Annotated in this window: 20 protein-coding genes; 16 read left to right on the forward strand and 4 right to left on the reverse strand. The window is 67.3% G+C overall.

Features of this window, described 5'->3' with window-relative positions:
• Positions 1-27 precede the first annotated feature (27 nt).
• Positions 28-585, forward strand: coding sequence for a ribosomal protein S18-alanine N-acetyltransferase (gene rimI, locus B1A87_RS02550; RefSeq protein WP_078027326.1), 558 nt, complete (start codon positions 28-30; stop codon positions 583-585).
• Positions 582-1,715: a tRNA (adenosine(37)-N6)-threonylcarbamoyltransferase complex transferase subunit TsaD gene (gene tsaD / locus B1A87_RS02555; RefSeq protein WP_078027181.1), complete on the forward strand. Its 1,134-nt coding sequence runs from the start codon at positions 582-584 to the stop codon at positions 1,713-1,715. Before rimI ends, tsaD begins: the two co-directional genes overlap by 4 nt.
• Positions 1,716-1,788: 73 nt before the next feature.
• On the opposite strand, the gene B1A87_RS02560 is transcribed toward tsaD, so the two are convergent.
• Entirely contained in the window at positions 1,789-2,940 is a 1,152-nt protein-coding gene (locus B1A87_RS02560; RefSeq protein WP_078027180.1) for a glutamate--cysteine ligase, read from the reverse strand.
• A gap of 102 nt (positions 2,941-3,042) precedes the next feature.
• Between B1A87_RS02560 and B1A87_RS02565 the strand changes: the two genes are divergently transcribed.
• Both B1A87_RS02565 and B1A87_RS02570 read left to right on the forward strand, forming a co-directional pair.
• Positions 3,043-4,818: a glycoside hydrolase family 3 N-terminal domain-containing protein gene (locus B1A87_RS02565; RefSeq protein ID WP_185982211.1), complete on the forward strand. Its 1,776-nt coding sequence runs from the start codon at positions 3,043-3,045 to the stop codon at positions 4,816-4,818.
• An 82-nt stretch (positions 4,819-4,900) separates the two neighbouring features.
• Positions 4,901-5,728, forward strand: a complete 828-nt coding sequence (locus B1A87_RS02570; RefSeq protein WP_260680610.1) for a shikimate 5-dehydrogenase — start codon at positions 4,901-4,903, stop codon at positions 5,726-5,728.
• A gap of 43 nt (positions 5,729-5,771) precedes the next feature.
• On the opposite strand, the gene B1A87_RS02575 is transcribed toward B1A87_RS02570, so the two are convergent.
• On the reverse strand, positions 5,772-6,998 hold the full coding sequence (locus B1A87_RS02575; RefSeq protein ID WP_078027178.1) for a class I SAM-dependent methyltransferase: 1,227 nt from the start codon (positions 6,996-6,998) through the stop codon (positions 5,772-5,774).
• Between the two features lie 55 nt (positions 6,999-7,053).
• Between B1A87_RS02575 and B1A87_RS02580 the strand changes: the two genes are divergently transcribed.
• From B1A87_RS02580 to groL, 3 genes are all read left to right on the forward strand, one after another.
• On the forward strand, positions 7,054-7,455 hold the full coding sequence (locus tag B1A87_RS02580; RefSeq protein WP_185982212.1) for a hypothetical protein: 402 nt from the start codon (positions 7,054-7,056) through the stop codon (positions 7,453-7,455).
• Between the two features lie 237 nt (positions 7,456-7,692).
• The gene (gene groES / locus B1A87_RS02585) at positions 7,693-7,989 is read left to right on the forward strand and encodes a co-chaperone GroES (protein ID WP_056635831.1); all 297 of its coding nucleotides are present in this window, start codon (positions 7,693-7,695) and stop codon (positions 7,987-7,989) included.
• A gap of 85 nt (positions 7,990-8,074) precedes the next feature.
• Positions 8,075-9,685 (forward strand): chaperonin GroEL, encoded by a 1,611-nt coding sequence (gene groL / locus B1A87_RS02590; protein ID WP_078027177.1) that lies wholly within the window; start codon positions 8,075-8,077, stop codon positions 9,683-9,685.
• Between the two features lie 75 nt (positions 9,686-9,760).
• On the opposite strand, the gene B1A87_RS02595 is transcribed toward groL, so the two are convergent.
• Positions 9,761-10,729, reverse strand: a complete 969-nt coding sequence (locus tag B1A87_RS02595) for a DUF389 domain-containing protein (RefSeq protein WP_260680611.1) — start codon at positions 10,727-10,729, stop codon at positions 9,761-9,763.
• A 131-nt stretch (positions 10,730-10,860) separates the two neighbouring features.
• Here B1A87_RS02595 and B1A87_RS02600 point away from each other — a divergent pair, with 131 nt between their 5' ends.
• From B1A87_RS02600 to B1A87_RS02610, 3 genes are all read left to right on the forward strand, one after another.
• Positions 10,861-12,936, forward strand: coding sequence for an acyltransferase family protein (locus B1A87_RS02600; RefSeq protein WP_078027176.1), 2,076 nt, complete (start codon positions 10,861-10,863; stop codon positions 12,934-12,936).
• Between the two features lie 190 nt (positions 12,937-13,126).
• Positions 13,127-14,638, forward strand: coding sequence for an IMP dehydrogenase (gene guaB, locus B1A87_RS02605; RefSeq protein ID WP_078027175.1), 1,512 nt, complete (start codon positions 13,127-13,129; stop codon positions 14,636-14,638).
• Positions 14,639-14,741: 103 nt separating this feature from the next.
• Entirely contained in the window at positions 14,742-16,595 is a 1,854-nt protein-coding gene (locus B1A87_RS02610) for an ABC transporter ATP-binding protein (protein WP_078027174.1), read from the forward strand.
• A gap of 106 nt (positions 16,596-16,701) precedes the next feature.
• Here B1A87_RS02610 and B1A87_RS02615 read toward each other — a convergent pair whose 3' ends face one another.
• Complete coding sequence (locus B1A87_RS02615; protein ID WP_078027173.1) at positions 16,702-18,615, reverse strand: S8 family peptidase; 1,914 nt, start codon at positions 18,613-18,615, stop codon at positions 16,702-16,704.
• Positions 18,616-18,836: 221 nt separating this feature from the next.
• Between B1A87_RS02615 and B1A87_RS02620 the strand changes: the two genes are divergently transcribed.
• From B1A87_RS02620 to guaA, 6 genes are all read left to right on the forward strand, one after another.
• A complete protein-coding gene (locus B1A87_RS02620) occupies positions 18,837-19,973 on the forward strand; it encodes a GuaB3 family IMP dehydrogenase-related protein (protein WP_078027172.1) in 1,137 nt (378 codons plus the stop codon).
• 86 nt (positions 19,974-20,059) lie between these two features.
• On the forward strand, positions 20,060-21,811 hold the full coding sequence (locus B1A87_RS02625; RefSeq protein ID WP_078027171.1) for a glycerol-3-phosphate dehydrogenase/oxidase: 1,752 nt from the start codon (positions 20,060-20,062) through the stop codon (positions 21,809-21,811).
• A 52-nt stretch (positions 21,812-21,863) separates the two neighbouring features.
• Positions 21,864-22,352: a PTS sugar transporter subunit IIA gene (locus B1A87_RS02630; RefSeq protein ID WP_078027170.1), complete on the forward strand. Its 489-nt coding sequence runs from the start codon at positions 21,864-21,866 to the stop codon at positions 22,350-22,352.
• 49 nt (positions 22,353-22,401) lie between these two features.
• A complete protein-coding gene (locus tag B1A87_RS02635; protein WP_078027169.1) occupies positions 22,402-23,289 on the forward strand; it encodes an SURF1 family protein in 888 nt (295 codons plus the stop codon).
• Positions 23,286-23,798: a DUF3817 domain-containing protein gene (locus tag B1A87_RS02640; protein ID WP_078027168.1), complete on the forward strand. Its 513-nt coding sequence runs from the start codon at positions 23,286-23,288 to the stop codon at positions 23,796-23,798. The genes B1A87_RS02635 and B1A87_RS02640 overlap by 4 nt, the downstream gene beginning before the upstream one ends.
• A gap of 87 nt (positions 23,799-23,885) precedes the next feature.
• Complete coding sequence (gene guaA / locus B1A87_RS02645) at positions 23,886-25,475, forward strand: glutamine-hydrolyzing GMP synthase (RefSeq protein WP_078027167.1); 1,590 nt, start codon at positions 23,886-23,888, stop codon at positions 25,473-25,475.
• Positions 25,476-25,515 lie beyond the last annotated feature (40 nt).

Genomic DNA, 25,515 nt, shown 5'->3' on the forward strand with positions numbered 1-25,515 from the left:
GCCGGCGCCGGGGTGACGGTCCGCGACATGCTGCCGGCTGACATTCCCGCCGTCCACGAGCTGGAAGTCCGCCTCTTTCCCGTCGACGCCTGGCCGCTGCACATGTTCGTTGATGAGCTGGCCCAGCCCGAAACCCGCCGGTACCTGATCGCCGAGGCTCCGGACGGGATTGTCGGCTACGCCGGCCTGATGTGCGTCGAGCCGATCGCGGACGTCCAGACGATCGCCGTCGTGCCGGAGTACGAGGGCAGGGGCATCGGCTCGGCCCTGCTGACGGAACTGATCAACGAGGGGCGGCGGCGCGGTGCCGCGGACGTGCTGCTCGAGGTCCGGGCCGACAACCCCCGCGCCCAGCAGCTGTACCGGCGGTTCGGCTTCGAGCAGATCCACGTGCGGCGCAAGTACTACCGTGACGGCGTAGACGCCCTGATCATGAGGCTGCAGCTGGAAGACGTCCTCGCCGTGCACGGGGACGTCATCCACGCAGCGGAAGAACACCAGGACGCTGTCCAGCAGGAGGCTGCCCAGCAGGACGACCCGCGCCGTTCCGGCGAGACCACCCCGACGAAGGCAGACCAGCAATGAACCGTTCGCAGCCGCTCGTGCTCGGCATCGAGTCCTCGTGCGACGAAACCGGCGTGGGCATTGTCCGCGGAACCGAGCTGCTCACCAACACCGTGTCCTCCTCGATGGACGAGCACGTCAGGTTCGGCGGCGTCATTCCGGAGATCGCCTCACGGGCGCACCTGGATGCCTTCGTGCCCACCCTCCAGGCAGCGCTCGCCGAAGCGGACGTGACACTGGATGACATCGACGCCATCGCCGTCACCGCGGGCCCCGGGCTCGCCGGTGCCCTGATGGTGGGAGTGTGCGCGGCGAAGGCCCTGGCCGTCGCGACCGGCAAGCCCCTGTATGCGATCAACCACCTCGTGGCCCATGTGGGCGTCGGCCTCCTGGACTCACGTCCGGGCGGTGCCGGGGACGCCGGAAACGGCCCGGCGCTCCCGGAGAACCTGGGCGCCCTGCTGGTTTCCGGCGGCCACACGGAGATCCTGCGGATCCGCAGCATCACCGACGACGTCGAGCTGCTGGGCTCCACGATCGACGACGCCGCCGGGGAGGCCTACGACAAAGTGGCGAGGATCCTGGGCCTGGGCTATCCCGGTGGCCCCGCCATCGACCGGCTGGCCCGTGAGGGAAACGCCAAGGCCATCCGCTTTCCCCGGGGCCTGACGCAGCCCAAGTACATGGGCACCGCCGAGGAACCCGGGCGGCACCGCTACGACTGGTCCTTCAGCGGGCTGAAAACCGCCGTGGCCCGCTGCGTGGAGCAGTTCGAGGCCAAGGGGGAGGCCGTTCCGGTGGCGGACATCGCGGCAGCGTTCCAGGAAGCCGTGGTGGACGTCATCACGTCGAAGGCGGTGCTCGCCTGCCGGGAGCACGGCATCACCAATGTGCTGCTGGGCGGCGGAGTGGCGGCAAACTCGCGCCTCCGCCAGCTCACCGAACAGCGCTGCTCCGCCGCCGGGATCAGGCTGCATGTGCCTCCGCTGGACCTCTGCACGGACAACGGGGCCATGGTGGCCGCCCTGGGCGCCCAGCTGGTCATGGCGGGCATAGCGCCCAGCGGCATCGGCTTCGCCCCGGACTCGTCCATGCCCGTCACCACGGTGTCGGCGCCGGCACCGAAGGCTGCCCAGACGGCAGCCGTCTGAGCGGCCGAAGGCCCCGCAGCAGCCAGCAGGGACTACCGCAGCCCGGCGAGGCCCACTACCCGGCGGGACGCGCTTAGGCCGTGGGCCCGTTCCGCATCTGCTTGACCAGGTCCAGCACCACGGCCTGGAGGTTTCCGCCGTTTTCCGCGGCTACGCGCCGCTGGCGCTGGTAGCCGGCTCCGCGGCTGATGATCTTTTCGACGTCGGCCAGCTCATCGGGGCAGCCCAGCTTGGCGGCGATGGGCTCGAGCCGGTCCAGGGTCTCCAGCAGGTGATCGGTGACCAGCCGCTCTTTGCCCTGGGCGTCCAAGATGATGATCGCGTCCATGCCGTACCGGGCAGCGCGCCACTTGTTTTCCTGGACGTGCCACGGCGGCATGGTGGGAATGGTTCCGCCGTTGTCCAGGGTGGTCGAGAACTCGTGCACCAGGCACTGCGTCAGGGCGGCAACGGCGCCCACCTCTTCAAGCGTGGCCAGGCCGTCGCAGATGCGCATTTCGATGGTTCCGAGGTTCGGCACCGGCCGGATGTCCCAGCGGATTTCGGAGAGAGTATCGATCACGCCCGTGGTGAACATGTCCTGGACGTAGGACTCATATTCTTCCCACGAACGGAATTGGAACGGTAGTCCGGCGGTCGGAAGCTGCTGGAACATCAGCGCGCGGTGGGATGCATAGCCAGTGTCTTCACCGCCCCAGAACGGGCTGGAGGCGGACAGTGACTGGAAGTGCGGGAAGTAGTTGACCAGGCCATCCAGCACGGGCAGGACCTTCTCGCGCCGGTCGAGCCCCACGTGCACGTGCACGCCGTAGATGACCATTTGCCGGCCCCACCACTGCGTGCGGTCGATCAGCTTGGCGTAGCGTTCCTTGTCCGTCACGGGCTGCAGCTGCGGAGGGCTGAACGGGTGGCTGCCGGCCGAGAATACTTCCACTCCCATGGGATCGGTGACTTCGCGGACGGCGGCAAGGGACCGGTTGAGGTCCTCCTTGGCTTCCGCGGCGGTCTCGCAGATTCCGGTGACCAGCTCCACGGTGTTCAGGAGCAGCTCCTGCTTGATGTGCGGGTGTTCGTCGTCCTCGTTCAGCTCGGGGTGGTTGGCGGCAACCCCGCGCAGGACCTCGTTCGCCACGGAGGCCAGCTCGCCGCTCTGCGCATCAACCAGTGCGAGTTCCCATTCCACACCAAGAGTTGATTGCCTGGATGAAGCGAAATCAATCTTCATGTGTTCCTCTCGCTGTTTTGCTGTCCCGTGATGGCCGTTTCTGGCAGAACGGCTGGCAGGGGAACGGTCTTTCAAGTCTAGTGCAGGGGTAGCATCGAGATGATGGCTTGGTTACAGAGCGCGCGTGACAGTTTTCACAAGACCAGCTTCCCCCACCACACCAAAGACCGGCCCGCCCGCTGCAGGCCTGCCGGGACGGCGGCGGCCCTCGCGGCGCTGCTCGCCCTGGCGTCCTGCACGGCCCCGCCGCCGTCACCGCCGTCGGGGGCGGCTGCTCCGGAGACCCCTGCTTCTCGCGGCCAGGGCGGATCCCCGACGACGGCCGCGCCGCCCCCCGCTTCCACCGCACCGAAGACCGCGGACCGGAAACGCGGAACGGCGCCGCTGGGCTGGGGGCCGCAGCAGCGGGACCTCGATGCGGCAAGCGGCGCCGTCGCCGGCATGACGCTGGCCCAGAAGGCCGGGCAGGTGCTCCTGCCGTCCTATGCCGGCCTCGACCCCCGGACCCAGGCCGCCACGGTGGAGCGGCTTCACCTCGCCGGATCGATGATCATGGGCGAGAACGTGGCGGGGGCTCCCCGACGGGCGGGTCGACGTGCCGGCGCTGGCCGCCGTGACCCGGCGGCTGGACGCGGCGTCGCGGTCCGGCGGACGCACCTGGCCCGGCCTGATAGGCGTGGACCAGGAAGGGGAGTGGTGTCCCGGGTGGGTGCTCCGCTCACCGGCTGGCCGTCCCCCATGAGCTACGGCGCGGCCGGAAGCGTTCCGCTGGCAACCCAGGCCGGCACCGGGCTGGCGGCGGAACTCGCGGCCCTGGGCTTCACGGTGGACTTCGCTCCCGACGCCGATGCCACGATCGGTCCCGCTGACCCCACCATCGGGGCCCGGTCCATGTCCGCGGACCCCCGCGCGGCGGGAATCCTGAGCGTCGGCTTCTCCAAGGGCATGCTGGCGGCCGGTGTGCTGCCCGTCGCCAAGCACTTTCCGGGGCACGGCTCCGTGACGGCCGATTCCCACAAGGACATGCCGGTCCAGAAGGCCACGGTGGCCCAGCTGAAGGCCAGGGACTGGAAGCCCTTCCAGGCGGCCGTGGCCGCCGGGTCTCCGATGATCATGACCGGACACATCGCCGTTCCGGCCCTGGAACCGGGCGTGCCGGCGTCGATCTCGAAGGCCACCTACGCAGCCCTGCGGGGCATGGGGTTCAAGGGAGTGGCCGTCACGGACGCCCTCAACATGGGCGCCGTGAGCGGCAGGTACCCGCACGACTCCGCCGCGCCCGCCGCGCTGGCAGCCGGTGCCGACCTGCTGCTAATGCCCGTTGACGTCAACGCGGCGCACTCGGCCATCGTCAACGCCGTTGGGGCGGGAACGCTTCCGCTGCCGCGCCTGGATGAGGCCGCCCGGCGTGTGGTCACGATGATGATCTGGCAGGGGCGCACGAAACCGCATCACGCTCCCGCGGCGCCCGGCAGCGGCGAGGCCGTGTCCGCCAACGTCTCCGCCCGCGCCGTCACGGTTCTGGCCGGGCGGTGCAGGGGTCCGCACCTGGCGGGCCGCGTCCGGGTGGCCGGCGGCACGGCGGGGGACCGGGCCCGCTTTGCCGCCGCCGCCACGGCCCAGGGGGTCACGCTGGGGGCGGGGCCGCTGGTCAGCCTCATCGGATACGGCGGTTCTCCCGCGGGCGGCGACATTGCCGTGGCGCTGGATGCGCCCTGGCCGCTGGCCGGTTCCGCCGCGCCCACCAAGATCGCCCTGTACGGCCGGACGCCCGGTGCGTTCAAGGCGCTCCTGGCGGTCCTGGCAGGCAAGGCCGCAGCCACCGGGAAGCTGCCGGCCGCCGTCGGACCCTACCGCCCGGGTTCCGGCTGCCGCTGACGCCCGTGTCACAAAAGTAAGAATCCGCCGCCGCACGGCCCGCCGGGGGGTCCGCACCGCGGCGCGGCCGTTTAATGGAGGAGTGCCGATTCTGAATAAAGACATGACCCTGTGCATCTCCCTCTCGGCCCGGCCGAGCAACAACGGGACGCGCTTCCACAACTACCTTTACGACCAGCTTGGCCTGAACTGGATCTACAAGGCCTTTGCGCCCACAGACCTGGCCCAGGCGATCGCCGGGGTCCGCGGCCTGGGGATCCGGGGCTGCGCCGTGTCGATGCCGTACAAGGAAGACGTGATTGCCCTCGTGGACGTCATGGACCCGTCGGCCAAGGCGATCGATTCGGTCAACACCATCGTCAACGACGCCGGCCGGCTGACTGCCTACAACACCGACTACACGGCGATTGAGCAGCTGCTCGAACGCAATGCTGTTCCGACGGAGTACTCCGTGCTGCTCAAAGGTGCCGGCGGAATGGCCAAGGCCACGGCGGCGGCGCTGCGCGATGCGGGCTTCAAGGACGTCACCATCATCGCCCGTAACGAGGCCGCCGGACGCGCGCTCGCCGACCTCTACGGTTTCGCCTGGCGCGCCGACCTTGGCTCCGGGCCGGACGCAACGGCGGACATGATCATCAATGTCACGCCGGTTGGCATGGCCGGCGGGCCGGACGCCGAATCACTGTCGTTCCCGGCAGAGGCCGTCGACGCCGCCAACGTGGTGTTCGACGTCGTGGCCCTGCCTCCCGAGACGCCGCTCATCAAGGCGGCACGGGCAGCCGGAAAGAAGGTTATTACGGGCGCGGAGGTCGCCACCATCCAGGCGCTGGAGCAGTTTGTGCTGTACACCGGCATCCGCCCCACCGACCGCCAGGTGCGCGACGCCGAAGCCTTCGTCCGCGCGCAGTAGCCGCTTAGCAGCCGCGCAGCAGTCAGCCCAGCGGTGCGGCCGGCTACAGCGGCTCAACCGAGACGGCCACCCTCTCCTCCCCGATCCGGGTGAGGACCAGGGTGGCTGTCTGCTTTCCGGCGCTTTTCCCGGACTTTCCGCCGGGCAGCAGCTGCTTCCGCAGCTCCTCGGGGGTGACGGACGTGCCCCGCTTCTTGATGTCCAGCACCCCGATGCCGTGCTGCTTGACCCAGGCCTTGAGCGCCTTCACGTTGTACGGCATGACCTCGCTGACCCTGTACGCCCGGGCGAAGGGGGTGTCCACGAGGTTCGGGCCGCAGATGTAGGCGATGTGCTCGTCAACCAGGTGGCCGCCCAGCTCGAGGGCGAGGTCGGCCACGAGGCCGGCCCGGATCACGGCGCCGTCCGGTTCGTACAGGTAGCCCTCCACCGGGCCCACGGGGGCTACCGGTCCGCCGTCGAACCCTTCCCTGCTGGTGAGCTCCGCTGCTCCCTGCGGCCCGATGACGAGCGCTGCCCGCCGGATGCCCGGGCGCGCCACGGCGTTGAACCAGAGGGCCACTTCGGTGACGTCGCCGCCCACCGAAACCCACTGCGCTTCGCAGCCCTGGGGGACGGAGTCGTGCGGCATGCCGGGCCCCATCTTGACGCCGACGGCGCGCCCGGAGGCGGCGAGCGACTCCGCGAAGGAGAACGGAGGCGAAAAGGCCTCCGGGTCCCAGATCCTGGTGGTTCCGGAGGTGGACGTGGTCCGCCGGGCGGGATCCAGCCAGACGCCGTCCTCGTCGCCGAGCGGCACCGCGGTCGCGTCCGAGTGCACCACGGTGGCGTGCGGGAAGGGGATGAGGTTGATGGTGGCGCAGGCGGCGGTGGTCTCGTCGACCTCCACGGCCGTCACCGCAATGTCGAGGGATGCCAGTGCCATGGAATCCGCGCCGAGGCCGCAGCCAAGGTCGGCCACGTGCCGGACGCCCGCCTCCGCGAAGCGCTGGGCGTGCCTGGCTGCGACGGTGAGCCGCGTGGCCTGCTCAAGGCCCGCCTGGGTGAACAGCATCTGCCGGGCGAACTCGCCGAACTTGGCCTCAGCTTTGGTGCGCAGCCGGGACTGGGTCAGCACTGCGGACACGAGCTCGGGGGAGTGCCCCGCCTTGCGGAGGCTGGAGTTGAGCGCGAAGGACTGGTCCTCCCGGTACGGTCCCAGCGACGCCAGGAGCTCCCATCCTTCCTCGGTGAGGAGGTGGGCGATCTGGTCCTGCGGTGCTTCAGACATGCAGTCAAGCCTAGTGGAGGGGCCCGCCGGTGCTGTTGCCGATAGGGTGGTCTGAATGGAATCCAGCGCAACGCCCAGTCCTGACCAGCCCAACCGCAGCCGCACGGATCTGGTCCGGCACGCGCGAGTGGTCCGGTACGCGCGTCCGGCCCTGATCGCCGGCGCTGTTGCCGCCGTCGTCTGCATCGTCCTGCTGGTGATCATCTTCCTCCTGGACTCCTTCAACGCCACCGTCTATTCGGTGGGCGGCAAGGACATCAGTGACGCCACCGATGAAGCCCGCCAGATCCGGGAACTGTACTCCGGCGCCCGCATCGGCGGCGTGGTGTTCCTGGTTGTCTCCGCGCTGACGGCTGCTGCCGCCGCCATCGTGCTGTTCCTCCAGCGGAAAAACGCGCCTGATGCCGATGACGACGACGGCGAGGACCTAGGGTTCGACGACCTCGCCGGCCGCTGACGGCTGCCGGGCGGACGCTGAGAGCACCCCGCCGGCTGTTCACCGGAGACGAAATTCTGGCACTCACCTTGACCGAGTGCTAACCACTTACATAGAGTCATCATTAGCACTCTCCCTAGGCGGGTGCTAACACACGAAAAACTGCCAGCCTGGCTGCTGCCGGCACCGCGACGACGGTCTGCCGCCTTGGCACAGTTTTACTGTCCATGAATTTGCTGACGAAAAGGAGAGGTCCGAGTGTCGGTCTCTATTAAGCCTCTTGAGGATCGTATTGTTGTCCGCCCGCTCGAAGCCGAGCAGACCACGGCTTCCGGCCTGGTCATCCCGGACTCCGCGCAGGAGAAGCCGCAGGAAGGCGAAGTTGTTGCAGTAGGCCCCGGCCGCTTCGATGACAACGGCAACCGCGTTCCGATCGACGTAGCCATCGGCGACGTCGTTATCTACTCCAAGTACGGCGGAACCGAAGTCAAGACCGGTGGCACCGAGTACCTCGTGCTGTCTGCCCGGGACGTTCTGGCGATCGTCGTAAAGTAACTCTTGGACCCCCGCGCAGCCGATCCGTCTGATTCACGTCTGACAGATTAGCTGCGCGGGGTTTCTGTCTTGAAAGGACATAACCATGGCAAAGCAGCTTGCGTTTAACGACGCTGCCCGCCGGTCTCTTGAAGCCGGCATCGACAAGCTCGCCAACACCGTCAAGGTGACGCTCGGCCCGCGCGGCCGCAACGTCGTGCTGGACAAGAAGTGGGGCGCCCCCACGATCACCAACGATGGCGTGACCATCGCCCGGGAAGTCGAGCTGGATGACCCGTACGAGAACCTTGGTGCCCAGCTGGCCAAGGAAGTAGCCACCAAGACGAACGACGTCGCCGGCGACGGCACCACCACCGCCACCGTGCTCGCACAGGCCCTGGTCAAGGAAGGACTGCGCAACGTTGCTGCCGGCGCCGCCCCGGGCCAGATCAAGCGCGGCATCGAGGTTTCCGTGGAAGCCGTTGCTGCCCGCCTGCTCGAGAACGCCCGCCCGGTCGAAGGCACCCAGGTTGCCAACGTCGCTGCCATTTCGGCACAGAGCGACGAAATCGGCGAGCTCCTGGCCGAGGCATTCGGCAAGGTCGGCAAGGATGGTGTGATCACCATCGAGGAATCCTCCACCACGCAGACCGAACTGGTCCTCACCGAGGGCATGCAGTTCGACAAGGGCTACCTGTCCCCGTACTTCGTCACCGACGCGGAACGCCAGGAAGCAGTCCTCGAGGACGCCCTCATCCTGATCAACCAGGGCAAGATCTCCTCGGTGCAGGAATTCCTGCCGCTGCTGGAGAAGGCCCTGCAGAGCTCCAAGCCGCTGTTCATCATTGCCGAGGACGTCGACGGCGAGGCGCTCTCTACGCTGATCGTTAACCGCATCCGCGGCACGCTGAACGTCGTTGCCGTCAAGGCTCCGGGCTTCGGTGACCGCCGCAAGGCCATGCTGCAGGACATCGCCACCCTGACGGGTGCGCAGGTTGTTTCCCCGGAGCTGGGCCTGAGCCTGGATTCCGTTGGCCTTGAGGTGCTGGGCACTGCCCGCCGCATCACGGTCACCAAGGACAGCACCACCATCGTTGACGGTGCCGGCTCGGCCGAGGACGTCGCGGCACGCGTCGCCCAACTGCGCGCCGAGCTGACGCGCACCGACTCCGACTGGGACAAGGAAAAGCTTCAGGAACGCCTGGCCAAGCTTGCCGGCGGCATCGGCGTGATCAAGGTCGGCGCAGCCACCGAGGTTGAGCTGAAGGAAAAGAAGCACCGCATCGAAGATGCAGTGTCCTCCACCCGCGCTGCCCTCGAAGAAGGCATCGTTGCCGGTGGCGGTTCCGCCCTCATCCACGCCCTGAAGGCACTGGACGAGGATCCCGCCGTCACCGCGCTCGAAGGTGACGCAGCAGCTGCTGTGGGCATCGTCCGCCGCGCACTGGTCCAGCCGCTGCGCTGGATTGCCCAGAACGCCGGCTTCGACGGCTACGTGGTTGCTGCCAAGGTAGCCGAGCAGGACACCAACGGCGGCTTCAACGCCAAGACCGGCGAGTACGTTGACCTGATCGCTGCGGGCGTCATTGACCCCGTCAAGGTCACCCGGGCGGCCCTTCGCAACGCGGCCTCCATCGCCGCGCTGGTCCTCACCACCGAGACCCTCGTGGTGGAGAAGCCTGCCGACGAACAAGAGCACGCAGGCCACAGCCACTAGGTTGTAGCTTCACTCAAGGCGTCGGAAAGGGGGCCGGTCCAGCTGTTGCTGGGCCGGCCTCCTTTTTGTTGCCCTTCAGCGCTGGGCGCGGAGTGCCTGCCGCCGCAGCCGTGACGCGGTGCCGTCGGGCAGCCGCTTGGCCACCAGGCGGTAGAAGTACAGGACGGCGACGGCGGCCGCCACAATGCCGCCGAGGTTCACCAGCAGCTGCAGGGCCGATCCGGCGGCCTTGTTGAACTCACCCAGGACGAGGGCCACGGCGACGAAGCCGGCCGCCGGCACGGTGGTGACGGAAATGAAGACGCCAATCAGCGCAGCCGAACGCCTGCTGATCACCGAAAGCATTCCGGCAGCGCCGGCGAGCACCGCCACGATCAGGGAGAACGGACCGGGGTGATAGATGAACTCGGCCGACGAAGCCCGGTCCAGGACGTCCCGGGCGAAGAGGCCCGCGGGGAGCGAGAGCCAGGTGACCAGCGCGGTGGTGAGCATCGCGGCGGGGAAACCGACGCCGAGGGCAAGCGCCGCCCGGCGCCCGAGCCGCCAGTTTCCCCGCACGACGGCGACTGCCAACGCGGCGAGCGGTCCGAATTCCGGCCCCACCGCCATGGCGCCGACTATCGCGATGGTGGAGTCCGTGACGATGCCGATCGCCGCGAGCAGCGTGGCCAGCACGAGGAACGCCAGGAAGCTCCAGCTGAGCCTGGATTCCTCACCCGTCTGGCGGGAAACCTCGTCCCAAATGACCGAGTCTGCACCCTCCCCCGGTGCGGATTCCTCGGCTTTGTCCGCCCGCTCGGACAGGACAAACTCCGGGATCGACACTGCAACGGAACCCCGAGCGTCGATGTCCAGGGCGCGGAGCTTCTCCATCAGCTCCTCCACCGACTCCCGGGCGATCTGCACCACGATGACATCCCCCTTGGGCAGCACGGAGGCGCCCGAGTGCAGCGCCACCTCGGCCACGCCGGCCTGCTGCTGACAGGAATCGGCCACCAGTTTGGACAGCTCGGCCGGCACGCAGACGCGCATCTGTACGATCACCGGGCACTCCTTTCGCCTCCTGCAAGACTAGTGACAGCGGAGCCGCCGATTGGTCTGGAAGATCACGAATCGGTAACATGGATGCTTTGTGCCGCCGTTTTGGAGAGGTTGTTGTGTCAGCAGCGAGAACGATGGACCCGCCGCACCAGGAACCGGATCATGCCTCACACCGGGAGCCGCGGGCTGCCCGGGTAAGGGCCAAGGCGGGGTACCGCCCCGAGGTCCAGGGCCTCCGCGCACTCGCCGTGCTTATGGTGGTCACCTACCATGTGTGGCTCGGCCGCGTCTCCGGCGGCGTGGACATCTTCCTGCTGATTTCGGCGTTCCTGCTGACCCTGTCGTTCGTCCGGAAAGTGGAGAGCGGCAAGCCGCTCCGCCTGCTGAGCCACTGGCTGCACCTCTTCAAACGGCTGATTCCCGCCGCGGTTGTGGTGATCCTTGGTGTCCTTGCGGGCACGTGGCTGGTGATCCCGCAGAGCCGCTGGCCCGACGTCCTCAATGAGGCCTGGGCTTCGCTGCTCTACCGGCAGAACTGGCTGCTGGCCGAAACCGCCGTGGACTACTACGCCCAGGACCACGCCGGAGCCAGCCCGCTGCAGCATTTCTGGTCCTTGTCCATCCAGGGCCAGGTCTTCATCCTGTGGCCCCTCATCTTCGCCGGCGCCGCCCTGGTGTGGCGGATCCTGCAACGCCGCCGGAACGTCAGCTACCGGCTGGTCCTGATGGTCGCCTTCAGCGGCATCTTCATCGCCTCACTCATCTTCTCGGTCGACCAGACCGCCACCAACCAGGCCTACGCCTACTTTGATACCCGGACGCGCCTCTGGGAGTTCGCGCTGGGATCCCTCCTGGCCCTGTCACTGCCCTACCTGAAGCCCGGCAAGGCCCTCCGGGTGGTGCTCGGCTGGGCGGGGCTCGTTGGCATGATCTCCTGCGGCCTGGTGCTCACGGTGGACCGTTCGTTTCCCGGCTTCATCGCGCTCTGGCCCACGCTGGCGGCGGCGGCCATCATCGTGGCCGGCCAGAGCGGCAGCCGTTACGGCGTGGACCGCATCCTGAGCTCGAAGCCCCTGGTGGCGCTCGGGGACAACTCCTACGCCCTGTACCTCTGGCACTGGCCCATCCTGGTCTTTGCGCTGGCGGGCACCGGAATCGTCGCCCCCAACCTCGTCCAGGGCCTGGCGATCGTGACCGCCGCGGTGGTGCTTGCCGTGCTGACCACCCGCTTCGTGGAAAAGCCGCTGCGTGAATGGCACTGGCCGCAGCTGCGGGCCTGGCGTACCGCCGTCGTGATTGTTGCCTGCGGTGCCCTGCTGGCCGGTCCCGTGGCCGTCTGGCAGACGCGCCTGACCGCGGACGAAGCGGCGGCAGCCGCGCAGCCGCGCGAGCTGACGCCGGGTGCGGCGGCGCTGGCTCCCGAAAATGCGGGCAAGCCGACTCCCGAAGCCACCGTGATTCCGGCACCTGCCGCCATGAAGAACGAGTGGGCGAACATCGACGGACTGTGCACGGACGGCAACGTTCCCAGCGACCCGCTGCTCAGCGGATGCCTGCAGAACAGCAGGCCGGACAAAGTGAAGAAGCGCATTGTGGTGCTCGGCGACTCCCACGCCCAGCAGTACATGGCGGCGCTCGGCCCCGTCGCCAAGGAGCACGGCTGGGAAGTGGTGACGCTCCTGAAAGGCAACTGCCGGTTCGGCGCCGAATCGCCCGAGCGCGACGCCGACTGCAACGCCTTCAACAAAGCCAGCGCCGCCTACGTGATGGAGCACAAGCCCGATGCCGTGTTCACGGTGGCGTCCCTGACGCACAAAGAAGCCCCCTTCGAGACCGAAGTCCCCGGCTACCTGGACGGCATCAGGCCGTTCACAGAAGCAGGGATGGACGTCGTGGGCATCCGGGACAATCCGCGCTTCAGCATCAACATGCCCGAGTGCGTCCAGAAGCACGGCGCCGATGCACCCGAATGCAACGCGCCGCGGGGCGAGTCCCTCGCGGACTCATCGCCGCTGGACGCCTACCGGGGCAGGGTGGACGGCCTGCACCTGATGGACATGAGCGACTTCATCTGCGCGGACGGCATCTGCCCTGCGGTGGTGGGCAACGTGTACGTCTACAAGGACGACAACCACCTCACCAAGACGTATGTGCAGACGATGATCCCGATGTTCGAAAAGCGCCTCCTCGCCACCACCGGCTGGAAATAGCGGCCACGTGTCCACGGCGGCCTCCGGCCGCGCGTGCCATTGCTCACATTGCGGTTCCGGAATATGGGGATCGCCGCCGAGGTTCTAGAATTTATTCAATACTTCTGCACAGGCCAGTCCCGTAATGACGGGCTGGTCATCGGCTGCAACCCCTACCCGTGAACCCATAACCAAGGTAAGAGGCGCACTCATGACCCAGCCCGAACACGACCCCTTCGGCTTCGTTGGCCTGACGTACGACGACGTCCTGCTGCTTCCCGGCCACACGGACGTCATCCCGTCCGATGCCGACACCTCCTCCCGGATCTCCAAGCGGATCACCGTGCAGACGCCGCTGCTCTCTGCCGCCATGGACACCGTCACCGAGTCCCGCATGGCCATCGCCATGGCGCGGCAGGGCGGCCTGGGCGTCGTGCACCGCAACCTCTCCATCGATGACCAGGCCGATCAGGTGGACCGCGTCAAGCGCAGCGAATCCGGCATGATCACCAACCCGCTGACCATCCGCCCCGAGGCCACGCTGCAGGAACTCGACGACCTCTGTGCGCAGTACCGGGTGTCCGGACTTCCCGTCGTCGACGAAGGCAACCGGCTCCTGGGCATCGTGACCAACCGCGACACCCGCTTCGTGCCGGAGGCGGACTTCCCGCTGCGCCTCGTCAGCGACGTCATGACCAAGATGCCGCTGGTCACCGGGCACGTCGGCATCAGCCGCGAAGAGGCCTCGCACAAGCTGGCCACAAACAAGATCGAGAAGCTGCCCCTCGTGGACGAGCAGGGCCGGCTCAAGGGCCTCATCACCACGAAGGACTTCACCAAGGCCGAGCAGTACCCGCTCGCCACGAAGGACGACGAAGGCAGGCTGCGCGTCGGCGCCGCCATCGGTTTCTTCGGTGACGGCTGGGAACGCGCCATGAAGCTCGTGGACGCCGGCGTTGACGCGCTCTTCGTGGACACCGCCAACGGGCACTCGCAGGGCGTGCTGGACATGATCCGCCGCCTGAAGTCCGATCCGGTCGCGGCGCACGTGGACATCATCGGCGGCCAGGCCGCCACCCGCGAAGGCGCGCAGGCCCTGATCGACGCCGGCGCCGACGGCATCAAGGTGGGCGTGGGCCCGGGATCGATCTGCACCACCCGTGTGGTGGCCGGTGTGGGCGTTCCCCAGATCACCGCCATCTACGAATCCGCCAAGGCGGCCATCCCGGCCGGCGTTCCGCTGATCGCCGACGGCGGCCTCCAGTACTCGGGCGACATCGGCAAGGCGCTGGTGGCCGGCGCTGACACCGTCATGCTCGGCTCGCTGCTGGCAGGCTGTGACGAGTCCCCGGGCGAGCTGATCTTCGTCAACGGCAAGCAGTTCAAGAGCTACCGCGGCATGGGTTCGCTGGGCGCCATGCAGTCCCGCGGCAAGAACACCTCGTACTCCAAGGACCGCTACTTCCAGGCCGACGTCTCCGGCGATGACAAGCTCATCCCCGAAGGCATCGAAGGCCGCGTGGCCTACCGCGGGCCGCTGGCCTCCGTCGCGTACCAGTTGGTGGGCGGCCTGCGCCAGACCATGTTCTACGTGGGCTCGCCGACCATCGCCGAACTGAAGTCCCGAGGCAAGTTCGTCCGCATCACCCCGGCCGGGCTCAAGGAATCGCACCCGCACGACATCCAGATGACGGTCGAGGCGCCGAACTACGGTTCACGCTAGGCAGTACCGCTGGTTGAGCTTGCCGAAACCTGGATTTCGACAAGCTCAACCAGCGGAGGCCCCCGGCCCAACCGGCGGCGCCATGCAGGACTAGGCTGAATCCATGTCCCAACCACGGCACCCCGTCGAGCTGAATCCGAAAAGGGAACCCCGGCGGCGGCTCGCCCTGAGGCCCTACGCCCGAGCCGTGGCGCAGGTGCTCAGGGTCAGTTTCCGGGCCTCGCCCGCGGCCGTGGTCATGAAGGTGGCCGGCTCACTGATCTCGGCGCTGCTGCCGCTCGTCACCACGTACTTCGCCGCGCTCACCACCACGGCGCTGGCGGCGGCCTACGCCGGAGACGCTGCCGCGGGCCAGCAGGCGGTTGTCTATGTCATCATCACGGCCGCCCTCGGCCTCTTCTGGGGCGGGTTCAGCAGCGTGGACCGCTACATCCAGCAGCTGATGAGCTTCAGGGTGGGCGCCATCGTCGGCGACCTCATGTATGAGCGCTTCCTCGCCCTCGATTTCTGGCGCTACGACGACAAGGAAACGGTCGACCTTTACGACCGCGCCAAGCGATTCTCCGACTCCTACGCCCGGGTTCTGGACCGGATTGCCGCCATCTTCACGCAGCTGGTCTCGGTCATCCTGGCTATCGGCGCCCTCCTGCTCGTGAGCTGGTGGATCGCCGTGATTGTGCTGGTGGCGATCGTGCCCAGCGTCTACCTGCAGTTCAAACTCTCGCGCGAACAGATTGCGCACTGGAACACCCAGGTGGACTCACGCCGCCAGCGCCGCATGATCGAGACCAACCTGCTCCGCCCGCAGCACATCGCCGAGATGCGGCTGTACGGGATCGTCGGCTACCTTATGGGGCTCCGCTCGAGGCTCCGCGACGCGGACGAACGGCGCCGGCTCGAGTTCCAGAAGCGCTATATTCCCAAGCAGCTCGCCGCGGACGCCCTGCAATATGGCGCGGAGGTGGTGTCCCTGATCTGGGTGGTGGGCCAGATCATCGCGCGCGCCCAGCCGGTGGGCCAGTTCCTCTATGTGCAGCAGATCGTCAGCCGTGCCCTGTCCACCGCCAACAACCTGGTCTCCTCCCTGAGTTCCATCGACGAGGACCTCGCCAACCTCAAGGACTACGAACTGTTCATGGCGCTGCCGGTGCACTCCGACCATTCGCCGCCCGTCCTGGGGCCGCCGAAGACGGTTGAACTGCGCGATATCCGCTTCACCTACACGGGCAGCGAGCTGGAGGTCATCAAGGGCATATCTCTGACCATCCAGGAAGGCCAGCACATCGCGATCGTGGGGGAGAACGGGGCCGGCAAGTCCACCCTGATCCGGATCCTCGCCGGGCTGTACCGGCCGGACTCGGGGCAGGTGATGCTCGACGGCGTGGACCTCGCCGCCGTCGACGTCACCTCGTGGCACCGCCACCTGGCGGTGCTGAGCCAGGAATTCCTGAAATACGAGTTCGCCACCGCCGCGGAAAACATCTTCTTCGGCGACGTCGACGCCCCGCGCGACGACGGCCGCATCCGCACGGCCGCCGCGGACGCCGAGGCGCTGGACTTCATCAACAAGCTGCCCAACGGCCTGGACAACCACGTGAGCAACTGGATGGAGGACCCCCGCGGCCGCAAGGGCAGCGGACTGTCGGGCGGTCAGTGGCAGCGCCTGGCCATGGCCCGGAACTTCTACCGGAACGCGTCCTTCATGGTGATGGACGAGCCCACCTCCGCCATTGATGCCCTTGCAGAGCACCGGATCTTCAGCCGGCTTTTCGCCGTCCGGAGCAGCACCATCATCGCCATCAGCCACCGCCTCGCGACGATCGAGAAGGCAGACGTCGTGTACATGCTGGAGGACGGACGGGTCGTCGAACAGGGCACCCACAAGGAGCTCGTGGCCCTGCGTGGCCGCTACTTCAGGATGTTCGAATCCCAGCTCAGCGTGGACGAAGGCGTCTGACCGCGGCTCCTGCATTTGAGGCCTTCGCAGCCAGCCAGTAGCAGGAAACCGCCGGCCGCGCAGTGCGCAGCCGGCGGCATCATTGGACCTGATGCACGGCGCGCCCCTACGAGGTGGTCACCGCGGTGTCATCGATGGCGAACAGGGTTTGCAGCGATGAGTCTTCCGTCCCCAGGAACCTCAGCGTGACGCTCTGCCCCTTGTAGGCGGTCAGGTTTAGCTGCTTCTGCACGTAGCCGGAGGACTTGTTGAGGTTGGAGTAGGTGGCCAGCGTTGTTGTCACGCCGCCGCTGATCACCTGGACCTTGAGCGTGTCGTAAACCTTGTTGGGAGTGGTTTCGTCGGAAAGCACCTTCAGATAGAAGGACAGCGATGCACCGGATACCGCAGACGGCACGGCGAAGGCCTGGTCCAGCGTGTAGGACGTCGGCTGGCCCCAGCCGTTGAGGCCGGCGAAGCGGGACCCGGTCCGGGCGCCGGACCCGGTTTCAAACGTATCGGCGTAATCGGAGGTCCAGGAAACGGCTCCCTCCTCGAAGCCGGGGTTCAGCAGCAGGTTTCCCGAAGGCGGCGGCGGGGTCACGCCCAGGAGCCCCATGGTTTTCGTGGCGTCGGACAGCCCTGCGCCGCAGCCGGTGGTGCAGCCGCCGGGCATGGCCCGCGTGCCTTGCTTCAGTGTTGATTCCACCTGTGCGGGAGTGAGGGAGGCCGTCTTGGACTTCATCAATGCCGCCAGGCCGGCCACGTGCGGGGAGGCCATCGAGGTGCCCTGGTAATTGGCATAACCTGCCGCGCCGGGCGTGGTGGTGCCCGTGTTGATGGTCGAGAGGATGCCCCCGCCAGCCACCCGGGTGTCGCCGCCCGGGGCCGTCAGGTCCACGGTGGCCCCGTAGTTCGAGTAGTAGGACAGCGTGCCGCTGGGGTTGCTCGCGGCGACGCTCACCACATTGCCGCAGTTGGCGGGCCGGAAACCGGACGCATCCTGGTTGCTGTTGCCTGCCGCGACCACCACAGTGGTTCCGCGGGAGACGGCGGAGTCGATGGCCGCCTGGTACGTGCTGCCGCACGCGCCCGAGCCGCCGAGGCTCATGTTGATCACCTGGGCGGGGTTGGCATTGGCGGGGATGCCTGCAACGGCTCCGCCCGATGCCCAGACGATGGCGTCGGCGATGTCTGACAGGGAGCCGCCGCATTTGGCCAGGACCCGCACCGGAACCACCTTGGCGCCGGGGGCCACTCCGGCCACTCCGGTGGCATTCACGGTCACGGCCGCGACGGTGCCGGCCACGTGCGTGCCGTGCCAGGAGGAATTCCCTGCGGCCGGCTGGCCGCATTCGCCTGCCGCGTACCAGTCGCCCTGGTCCTGGGCGTTGGCATCCCGGCCGTTGCCGTCGCGCGCTGCCGTGGCGTCCGAGACGAAGTCATAGCCGGGAAGCACGTTGGCGTCGAGGTCCGGGTGCGCGGTGATTCCGGTGTCGATCACGGCCACGGTCGCGCCGGTTCCGGTGGCAACGTCCCACGCGCCCGGGATCCGCATGCCGTTGGCGGCAGTGAAGTCCCATTGCTCGCTGTACCGCGTGTCGTCCGGTGTCAGGGCCGCCCTCATGCGGGCGTCGGGCTCCACTGAGTTCACGGCCCCGGACGCGGCGATCCCTGCCATGAAATCCTGGGTGGCCTGGCCGGAGAGCGGCTTGTCGGATCCGATCAGGGTCCCGCCGGTGGCAAGGGTCCGCAACTCTTTCACGGACACGCCCTGATCCCGGGCAGCCTTGCCCCAGGCGTTGGCGCGGCCCTTGGGTGTTGAGTTGGCCGCGTCCTTGGTGAAGCCCACGATGAACCTTGTGTAGGCCTCTTCGGAGGCTGGTTCCTGGACAGCCACGGTGCTGCGTGCGGATGTGGTGCTGCTGCCTGCTCCAGGGTTGGCGGAGACAGGCGAAGCGGCGAGGGCCAAGGTGCCGACGACCGCCGACAGCGATAGGGCCAGGACGCGGGTTGTCCTGGCTGTTGATGCACTTCCCATTGGATCTGCTTTCTCGCATCGGGCACAGGGGTAGCCCGAAGTTGGGTGGAGTGAAATGCGGCCACCTGGCGTATCAGCCGGTAACCGAGAGCTAACTTAGGTCTATTTTCAGGTTCTGTAAACCATTGACAAAAGCAGTCAATAGAGTGTGGACTGTCAGTTCCTCCTGCCTCTCGCGGCAGCCATCAGTTGCAGTCCGCAAGGTCAAGTAAAGTGGTCACGTGACTTACGAGATTGAGATTGGCCGTGGCAAGCGTGGGCGTCGTGCCTACTCCCTGGATGACATCGCGATCATCCCCAACCGTCGTACGCGTGACCCCAAGGACGTCTCCGTCTCGTGGCAGATCGATGCCTACAAGTTCGACATGCCCGTCATTGCGGCACCGATGGACTCCGCCATGTCGCCCGCGACCGCCATCGCGCTGGGGCGCCTCGGCGGCCTCGGCGTCCTCGACCTCGAGGGCCTCTGGACCCGGTATGAGGATCCACAGGCGGTACTGGACCAGATCGCCGCGCTTGAGGACGAGACCAACAGCCCCGCCGTCACCCGCCGGATGCAGGAGCTCTACCAGGCGCCCATCCAGCCGGAGCTGATCACCTCCCGCCTCGCGGAAATCCGTGCCGCGGGCGTCACCGTGGCCGGTTCCCTCACTCCGCAGCGCACCCAGGAGCACTACAAGACCGTTCTGGCCGCCGGGGTCGACATCTTCGTGATCCGCGGAACCACGGTCTCCGCGGAGCACGTTTCGAAAAACCACGAACCGCTGAACCTTAAGCAATTCATCTATGAACTCGACGTCCCCGTCATCGTGGGCGGTGCCGCTGGCTACACCCCGGCCCTGCACCTGATGCGCACGGGAGCGGCCGGCGTGCTGGTCGGCTTCGGTGGCGGCGCCACCACCACCACCCGCCGGGCACTGGGCATCCATTCGCCCATGGCGTCGGCCATTTCCGACGTCGCCGCCGCGCGCCGCGACTACATGGACGAGTCCGGCGGACGCTACGTGCATGTGATTGCCGACGGCGGCATGGGCGCCTCGGGTGACATCGTCAAGGCCATCGCCATGGGAGCCGACGCCGTCATGCTGGGCAGCGCCCTGGCCCGGGCGGAAGAGGCGCCGGGCAAGGGCTGGCACTGGGGCCAGGAGGCGCACCACCTGGAGCTTCCGCGCGGCGACAGGGTCAATGTCGGCACGGTCGGTCCGCTGGAGGAAGTGCTCTTCGGTCCGGGCCACCACACCAACGGCACGTCGAACCTCGTCGGTGCGCTGCGGCGCTCGATGGCCACCACCGGCTACTCGGACCTGAAGGCATTCCAGCGCGTCGACGTCGTGGTGTCGCCCTACGCCGGCAACTGACCCAATCGGCCCGCCGCACCCTGCCCATCCACGGACGTTGGAAGTAGTCTAAGGAACTACAACGTCAGCGAGGATGGAGGCCTGTCATGAGCGGTTTTGCTGAAGGTGCAGAGGCGAGCAAGGGAGCGCTGGGCCCCGAGGCGCGGGACGCATCGCTCGCCGCGCTCAAGGCCACCACCGAGCCAGGCAAGGAACTCGACATCCTCGTCGTCGGCGGCGGGATCGTAGGGACCGGCACGGCCCTCGACGCCGTGACCCGCGGCCTGAACGTGGGCATCGTGGAGGCCAGCGACTGGGCGGCCGGAACGTCGTCGCGCTCCTCCAAACTGATTCACGGCGGCCTCCGCTACCTCGAAATGCTGGACTTCGGTCTGGTCAAGGAGGCGCTGCAGGAACGCGGCCTGCTCCTCTCCGAGCTGGCACCCCACCTCGCACGTCCCGTTCCGTTCCTGTATCCGCTGACCAAGCCGTTCCTGGAACGCCCCTACATCGGGGCGGGCATCGCGCTGTACGACGCCATGTCCATTTCCGGAGGCCACAAGCGCGGCGTCCCCTTCCACAAGCACCTGAGCCGCCGCGGCACACTGCGGGCGGCGCCAAGCCTGAAGGATGACGCCTTCGTGGGCTCCATCCGCTACTACGACGGCCAGGTTGACGACGCCAAGTACGTGGCCAACCTCATCCGCACAGCCGCCTATTACGGGGCCCACGCCGTCAACCAGGTGGCCGTGGTGGACTTCCTCCGCGAGGGGGAGCGGGTTGTGGGCGCCAAGGTGGTCAACCGTGAGGACGGTTCCACCTTCAAGATCCGGGCCAAGCAGGTGATCAATGCCACGGGCGTCTGGACGGACGAGACCCAGGCCATGGTGACCGAACGCGGCCAGCTCAAGGTCCGTGCCTCCAAGGGCATCCACCTGGTGGTGCCGCGGGACCGCTTCCAGTCGACCGTGGGCCTCATCCTGCGCACCGAAAAGTCCGTCCTGTTCGTCATCCCCTGGGGACGGCACTGGATCATCGGGACCACGGACACCGACTGGCACCTGGACAAGGCCCACCCGGCGGCATCGAGCAAGGACATCGACTACCTTCTGGAACACGTGAACAAGGTCCTCAAGCGTCCGCTCACCCGGGAGGACGTGGAGGGCGTATATGCCGGCCTGCGGCCCCTTCTGGCCGGCGAGAACGACTCCACGGCCAAACTGTCCCGCGAACACATCGTCGCCCATCCCGTGCCGGGCCTGGTGGTGGTGGCCGGAGGCAAGTGGACAACGTACCGGGTCATGGCCAAGGACGCCGTGGATGAAGCGAGCCGCAGCATGGACGAACGTGTCCCGCCGAGCTGCACCGAATCCGTGCCGCTGCTGGGCGCCACCGGGTTCAAGGCCGCCTGGAACCGCCGCAACCGCACCGCAGAGGAAACCGGCGTGCACGTGGCGAGGGTTGAGCACCTGCTGAACCGCTACGGATCCATGGCGTCCCAGGTGCTGGGCCTCATCCACGACAACCCCGAGCTCGCGGAGCCGCTGCCGGGAGCTGACGACTATCTCCAGGCCGAGGCCGTGTACGCGGCGACCCATGAAGGTGCCCGGCACGTCAACGACGTCCTGACCCGCCGGACCCGCATTTCCATCGAGTCGTGGGACCGGGGTGTGTCTGCCGCGCCGGTAGTCGCTAAGCTTATGGGAGAAATTCTTGGCTGGAGCGATGCGCAGCGGGAAAGCGAAATCAAGCATTACCTTGCGCGGGTGGAAGCCGAACGGCTCAGTCAGCAGCAGCCGGACGACGAATCCGCAGACGCTGCCAGGCTGGGCGTGGAAGACATCGTCCCGTTGCGCTGAGATCACACACCGCCGCGGAATGGGGCTCCGGGCCTCACTGAAGGGACACCACTTGGCGGAACCACTTGACCGTTACGATGCAGAACTCACCACACCGGAGATGGTGATTCTGGAGCTGGACGCGGCTGACAAGACTGACGCCGCAGCCCAGTTGGCGCGGACGCTGTACGCCGCCGGACGCGTCTCGGACCTCGAGGGCTTCCTGGGGCACGTCAACGCACGTGAACACCAGCTCGCCACCGGGCTTCCCGGGGGAGTGGGCCTGCCGCACGCCCGCAGTGAATTTGTTTCCCGGACCTCCATCGCCGTCGGCATCACCAAGTACGGCAGGGCCCTCGACTTCGGGGCCTCGGACGGCCCGGCCACGGTGGTCCTGCTCATCGCCACCCCGGCGAGCTCGTTCTCGGACCACCTCGAGGTGCTGGCCACCCTGGCCAGGTCGCTGTCCAAAGAGTCCTTCCGGGAATCGCTGCGCCGCGCCTACGATGCCGAAGTGATCGCGGAACTGATCAACTCAAGCCTGGTGTTCTTCGACCACTGAGGGACCAGCCGTTTCGTTGTTCTACACGGGGACGAAGTACGGTTAAGGGGTGTGGAAAACAGCCCTCCAGCCCCGGTGGATCGCAGGCCTCGTCTTTGCGATCGTCATTTCCGGTGTCTTCGTGCTGTTGAGCCAGTGGCAGTTCGGCCGGTCCAGCCAGCCCGAGGTGCCTGTCAACCCCACTACCGAGGACGTCAAAAGCCTCACCGAGACCTTGAAGCCCGGCGAATTCTTCCGGGGGTCGGTGGCCGACCAGATGGTGACCGCCACGGGCACCTATGACCGCTCCAAGCAGGTCCTCGTTCCGGGCCGGCTCAAGGACGGCAAGACGGGATACTGGGTGGTGACGGCGTTCGCCGTCACGGATGCCCCCGTACTCAAGGGTGCCGCCGCCTCGCCGCAAACCTGGATTCCGGTGGCGCGCGGATGGATCGCCGATCCCGCCGAAGCCGCCGAGCCGCCGTCGGGCACTATCCGGCTGACCGGACGGCTCCTGCCGTCCGAGGCGCCGGTTCCCAACAAGGCCCCCGCGCCGGGACAGGCTTCCGCCGTCTCGGTCGCCGAACTCATCAACATCTGGAACGTCAGCAGCTACCCGGCGTTCGTGTCGGCCACCACGGAGCTCTCCGGAACGTCCGACGTCGGTGCTGCCGCCGCCGGCAGCGGCCTCCAGCCGCTGAGCATCGGCGCGCAGCCGCCGCCCGCCAAGGTCAACTGGCTGAATCTCTTCTACTCGGTGGAATGGATCGTCTTCGCCGGGTTCGCCCTCTTCATCTGGTGGCGGCTGGTCAAGGATGATTACCACCGCAGCCTGGAGGACGACGAGGACGACGAGGACGACGGCGGCGGCCACGCGCCGGACGACTCTCCCCAGCCAGACACGACCCAGCCAGAAGCAAACCAGCCGGACCCGACCCAACAAAAGGTACAGCCATGATCGAACCCAAGCCTGCCATCCAGCCGCAGCCGTCGAACCAGACGGGCTCAGGAGCGGCGAAGAAGCGACGTTTCGGCGGAACGGAAGCGCAGATTCGCTCGGCCCTGAAGTTCTACAAGGTCATGGCCTACCTCACCGGCGCCATGCTGCTGCTGCTCTGCGCGGAGCTGGTGGCGCGCTACGTCTTCGGCCAGTACCTGTTCGCGGGCGGGACCAACGCCCTGACGGGCCAGCCGTTCGGGTTCGGATTTACCGAGGCCGAGCCCAAGGGTGTGCTCAACGGATTCAACGTGTCCGTCGCGGTGCTCATTGTCCACGGCTGGATGTACGTGGTGTACCTGATGTCGAATTTCCGGCTCTGGACGCTGATGCGCTGGCCGTTCGCCAAGATGATCCTGCTGGCACTTGGCGGCGTGGTGCCGTTCCTCTCCTTCATCGTGGAGAAGAAGTTCCACGCCGAAGTTGAAGCCGAACTGGCAGCCAACCCCCAGGCAGCCAGCCGGTACTAGCCGCTGAGCCGCCTCACCGGAGTTTCGTGCGTCACAGCAGGCCCCCTCAAGATGCGTCGGGGCAACGGTGCAAAGTAGTCTAGGACGGTGACTACTCCCACTGCATCCCAAACTTCCCAGAAGCCGGTGCTGGTTGTTGACTACGGTGCCCAGTACGCGCAGCTGATTGCCCGCCGCGTCCGGGAAGCGAACGTGTATTCGGAAGTGGTTCCGCATACCTACAGCACCGAGCAGCTCCTGGCCAAGAACCCCGCCGCCATCATCCTGTCCGGCGGCCCCTCCAGCGTGTACGCGGACGGCGCCCCGAAGGTGGGGGCGGACCTCTTCGAAGCCGGCATCCCGGTTTTCGGCATCTGCTACGGCTTCCAGGCAATGGCCAACGCGCTGGGCGGCAAGGTGGCCCAGACCGGACTTCGTGAGTACGGTTCCACCGAAGCCACCGCAGTGGGCGCGGCCCGCTCCATCCTGGCCGGCGTGCCTGAACTGCAGAACACCTGGATGAGCCACGGCGACTCCGTCCAGGAAGCACCCGAGGGCTTCGAGGTCCTGGCAACCACCGCCGGCGCGCCGGTGGCCGCGTTCGCCAACGAGGAAAAGTGCCTCTATGGCGTGCAGTGGCACCCGGAGGTCAAGCACTCGGCATACGGCCAGCAGGTCCTGGAAAACTTCCTGTTCAAGGGCGCCAAGCTGGAACCCAACTGGACCACGGGCAACATCCTCGAAGAACAGGTTGACCGGATCCGCAAGCAGATCGGCGACGCCAGGGTAATCTGCGGCCTCTCCGGCGGCGTGGACTCGGCCGTGGCCGCCGCCCTCGTCCAGCGCGCAGTCGGCGACCAGCTGACCTGTGTGTTCGTGGACCACGGGCTGCTCCGCGAAGGCGAAGCGGAACAGGTTGAACGGGACTTCGTCGCCGCAACCGGCGTGAAGCTCTACGTTGCCAATGAGCAGGAACGCTTCCAGGCCGCACTGGCGGGCGTCAGCGATCCGGAAACCAAGCGCAAGATCATCGGCCGCGAATTCATCCGTGCCTTCGAGGAAGCGGAGCTGGCCATCATCGCCGAAGCCGCGGCGCACGGCGAGAAAATCAAGTTCCTGGTCCAGGGCACGCTGTACCCGGACGTCGTCGAATCCGGCGGCGGCGAAGGCGCTGCGAATATCAAGAGCCACCACAACGTGGGCGGCCTGCCCGAGGACCTGCAGTTCGAGCTCGTCGAGCCGCTGCGGGCCCTGTTCAAGGACGAGGTCCGCGCCGTCGGAGCCCAGCTGGGCCTGCCCCAGGAAATCGTCGGCCGCCAGCCGTTCCCCGGCCCCGGCCTGGGAATCCGGATCGTCGGAGAAGTCACCAAGGAACGCCTGGACCTGCTGCGCAAGGCTGACGCCATCGCCCGGGCCGAGCTGACCGCTGCCGGACTCGACAACGACGTCTGGCAGATGCCCGTGGTGCTGCTGGCAGACGTCCGCAGCGTCGGCGTCCAGGGCGACGGCCGGACCTACGGCCACCCGATCGTGCTGCGCCCGGTCTCCTCCGAGGATGCCATGACGGCCGACTGGTCACGGCTTCCGTACGACCTGCTGGCCCGGATCTCGAACCGGATCACCAACGAGGTTGAGGGCGTCAACCGCGTGGTGCTGGACGTGACCAGCAAGCCGCCGGGAACCATCGAGTGGGAATAGCGTTTTGAGTGGCCGGTCTCCGCAAGGAGGCCGGCCACTC

This window comes from Arthrobacter sp. KBS0703 (assembly GCF_002008315.2).
In the GTDB taxonomy this organism is placed as follows: Bacteria; Actinomycetota; Actinomycetes; order Actinomycetales; family Micrococcaceae; genus Arthrobacter.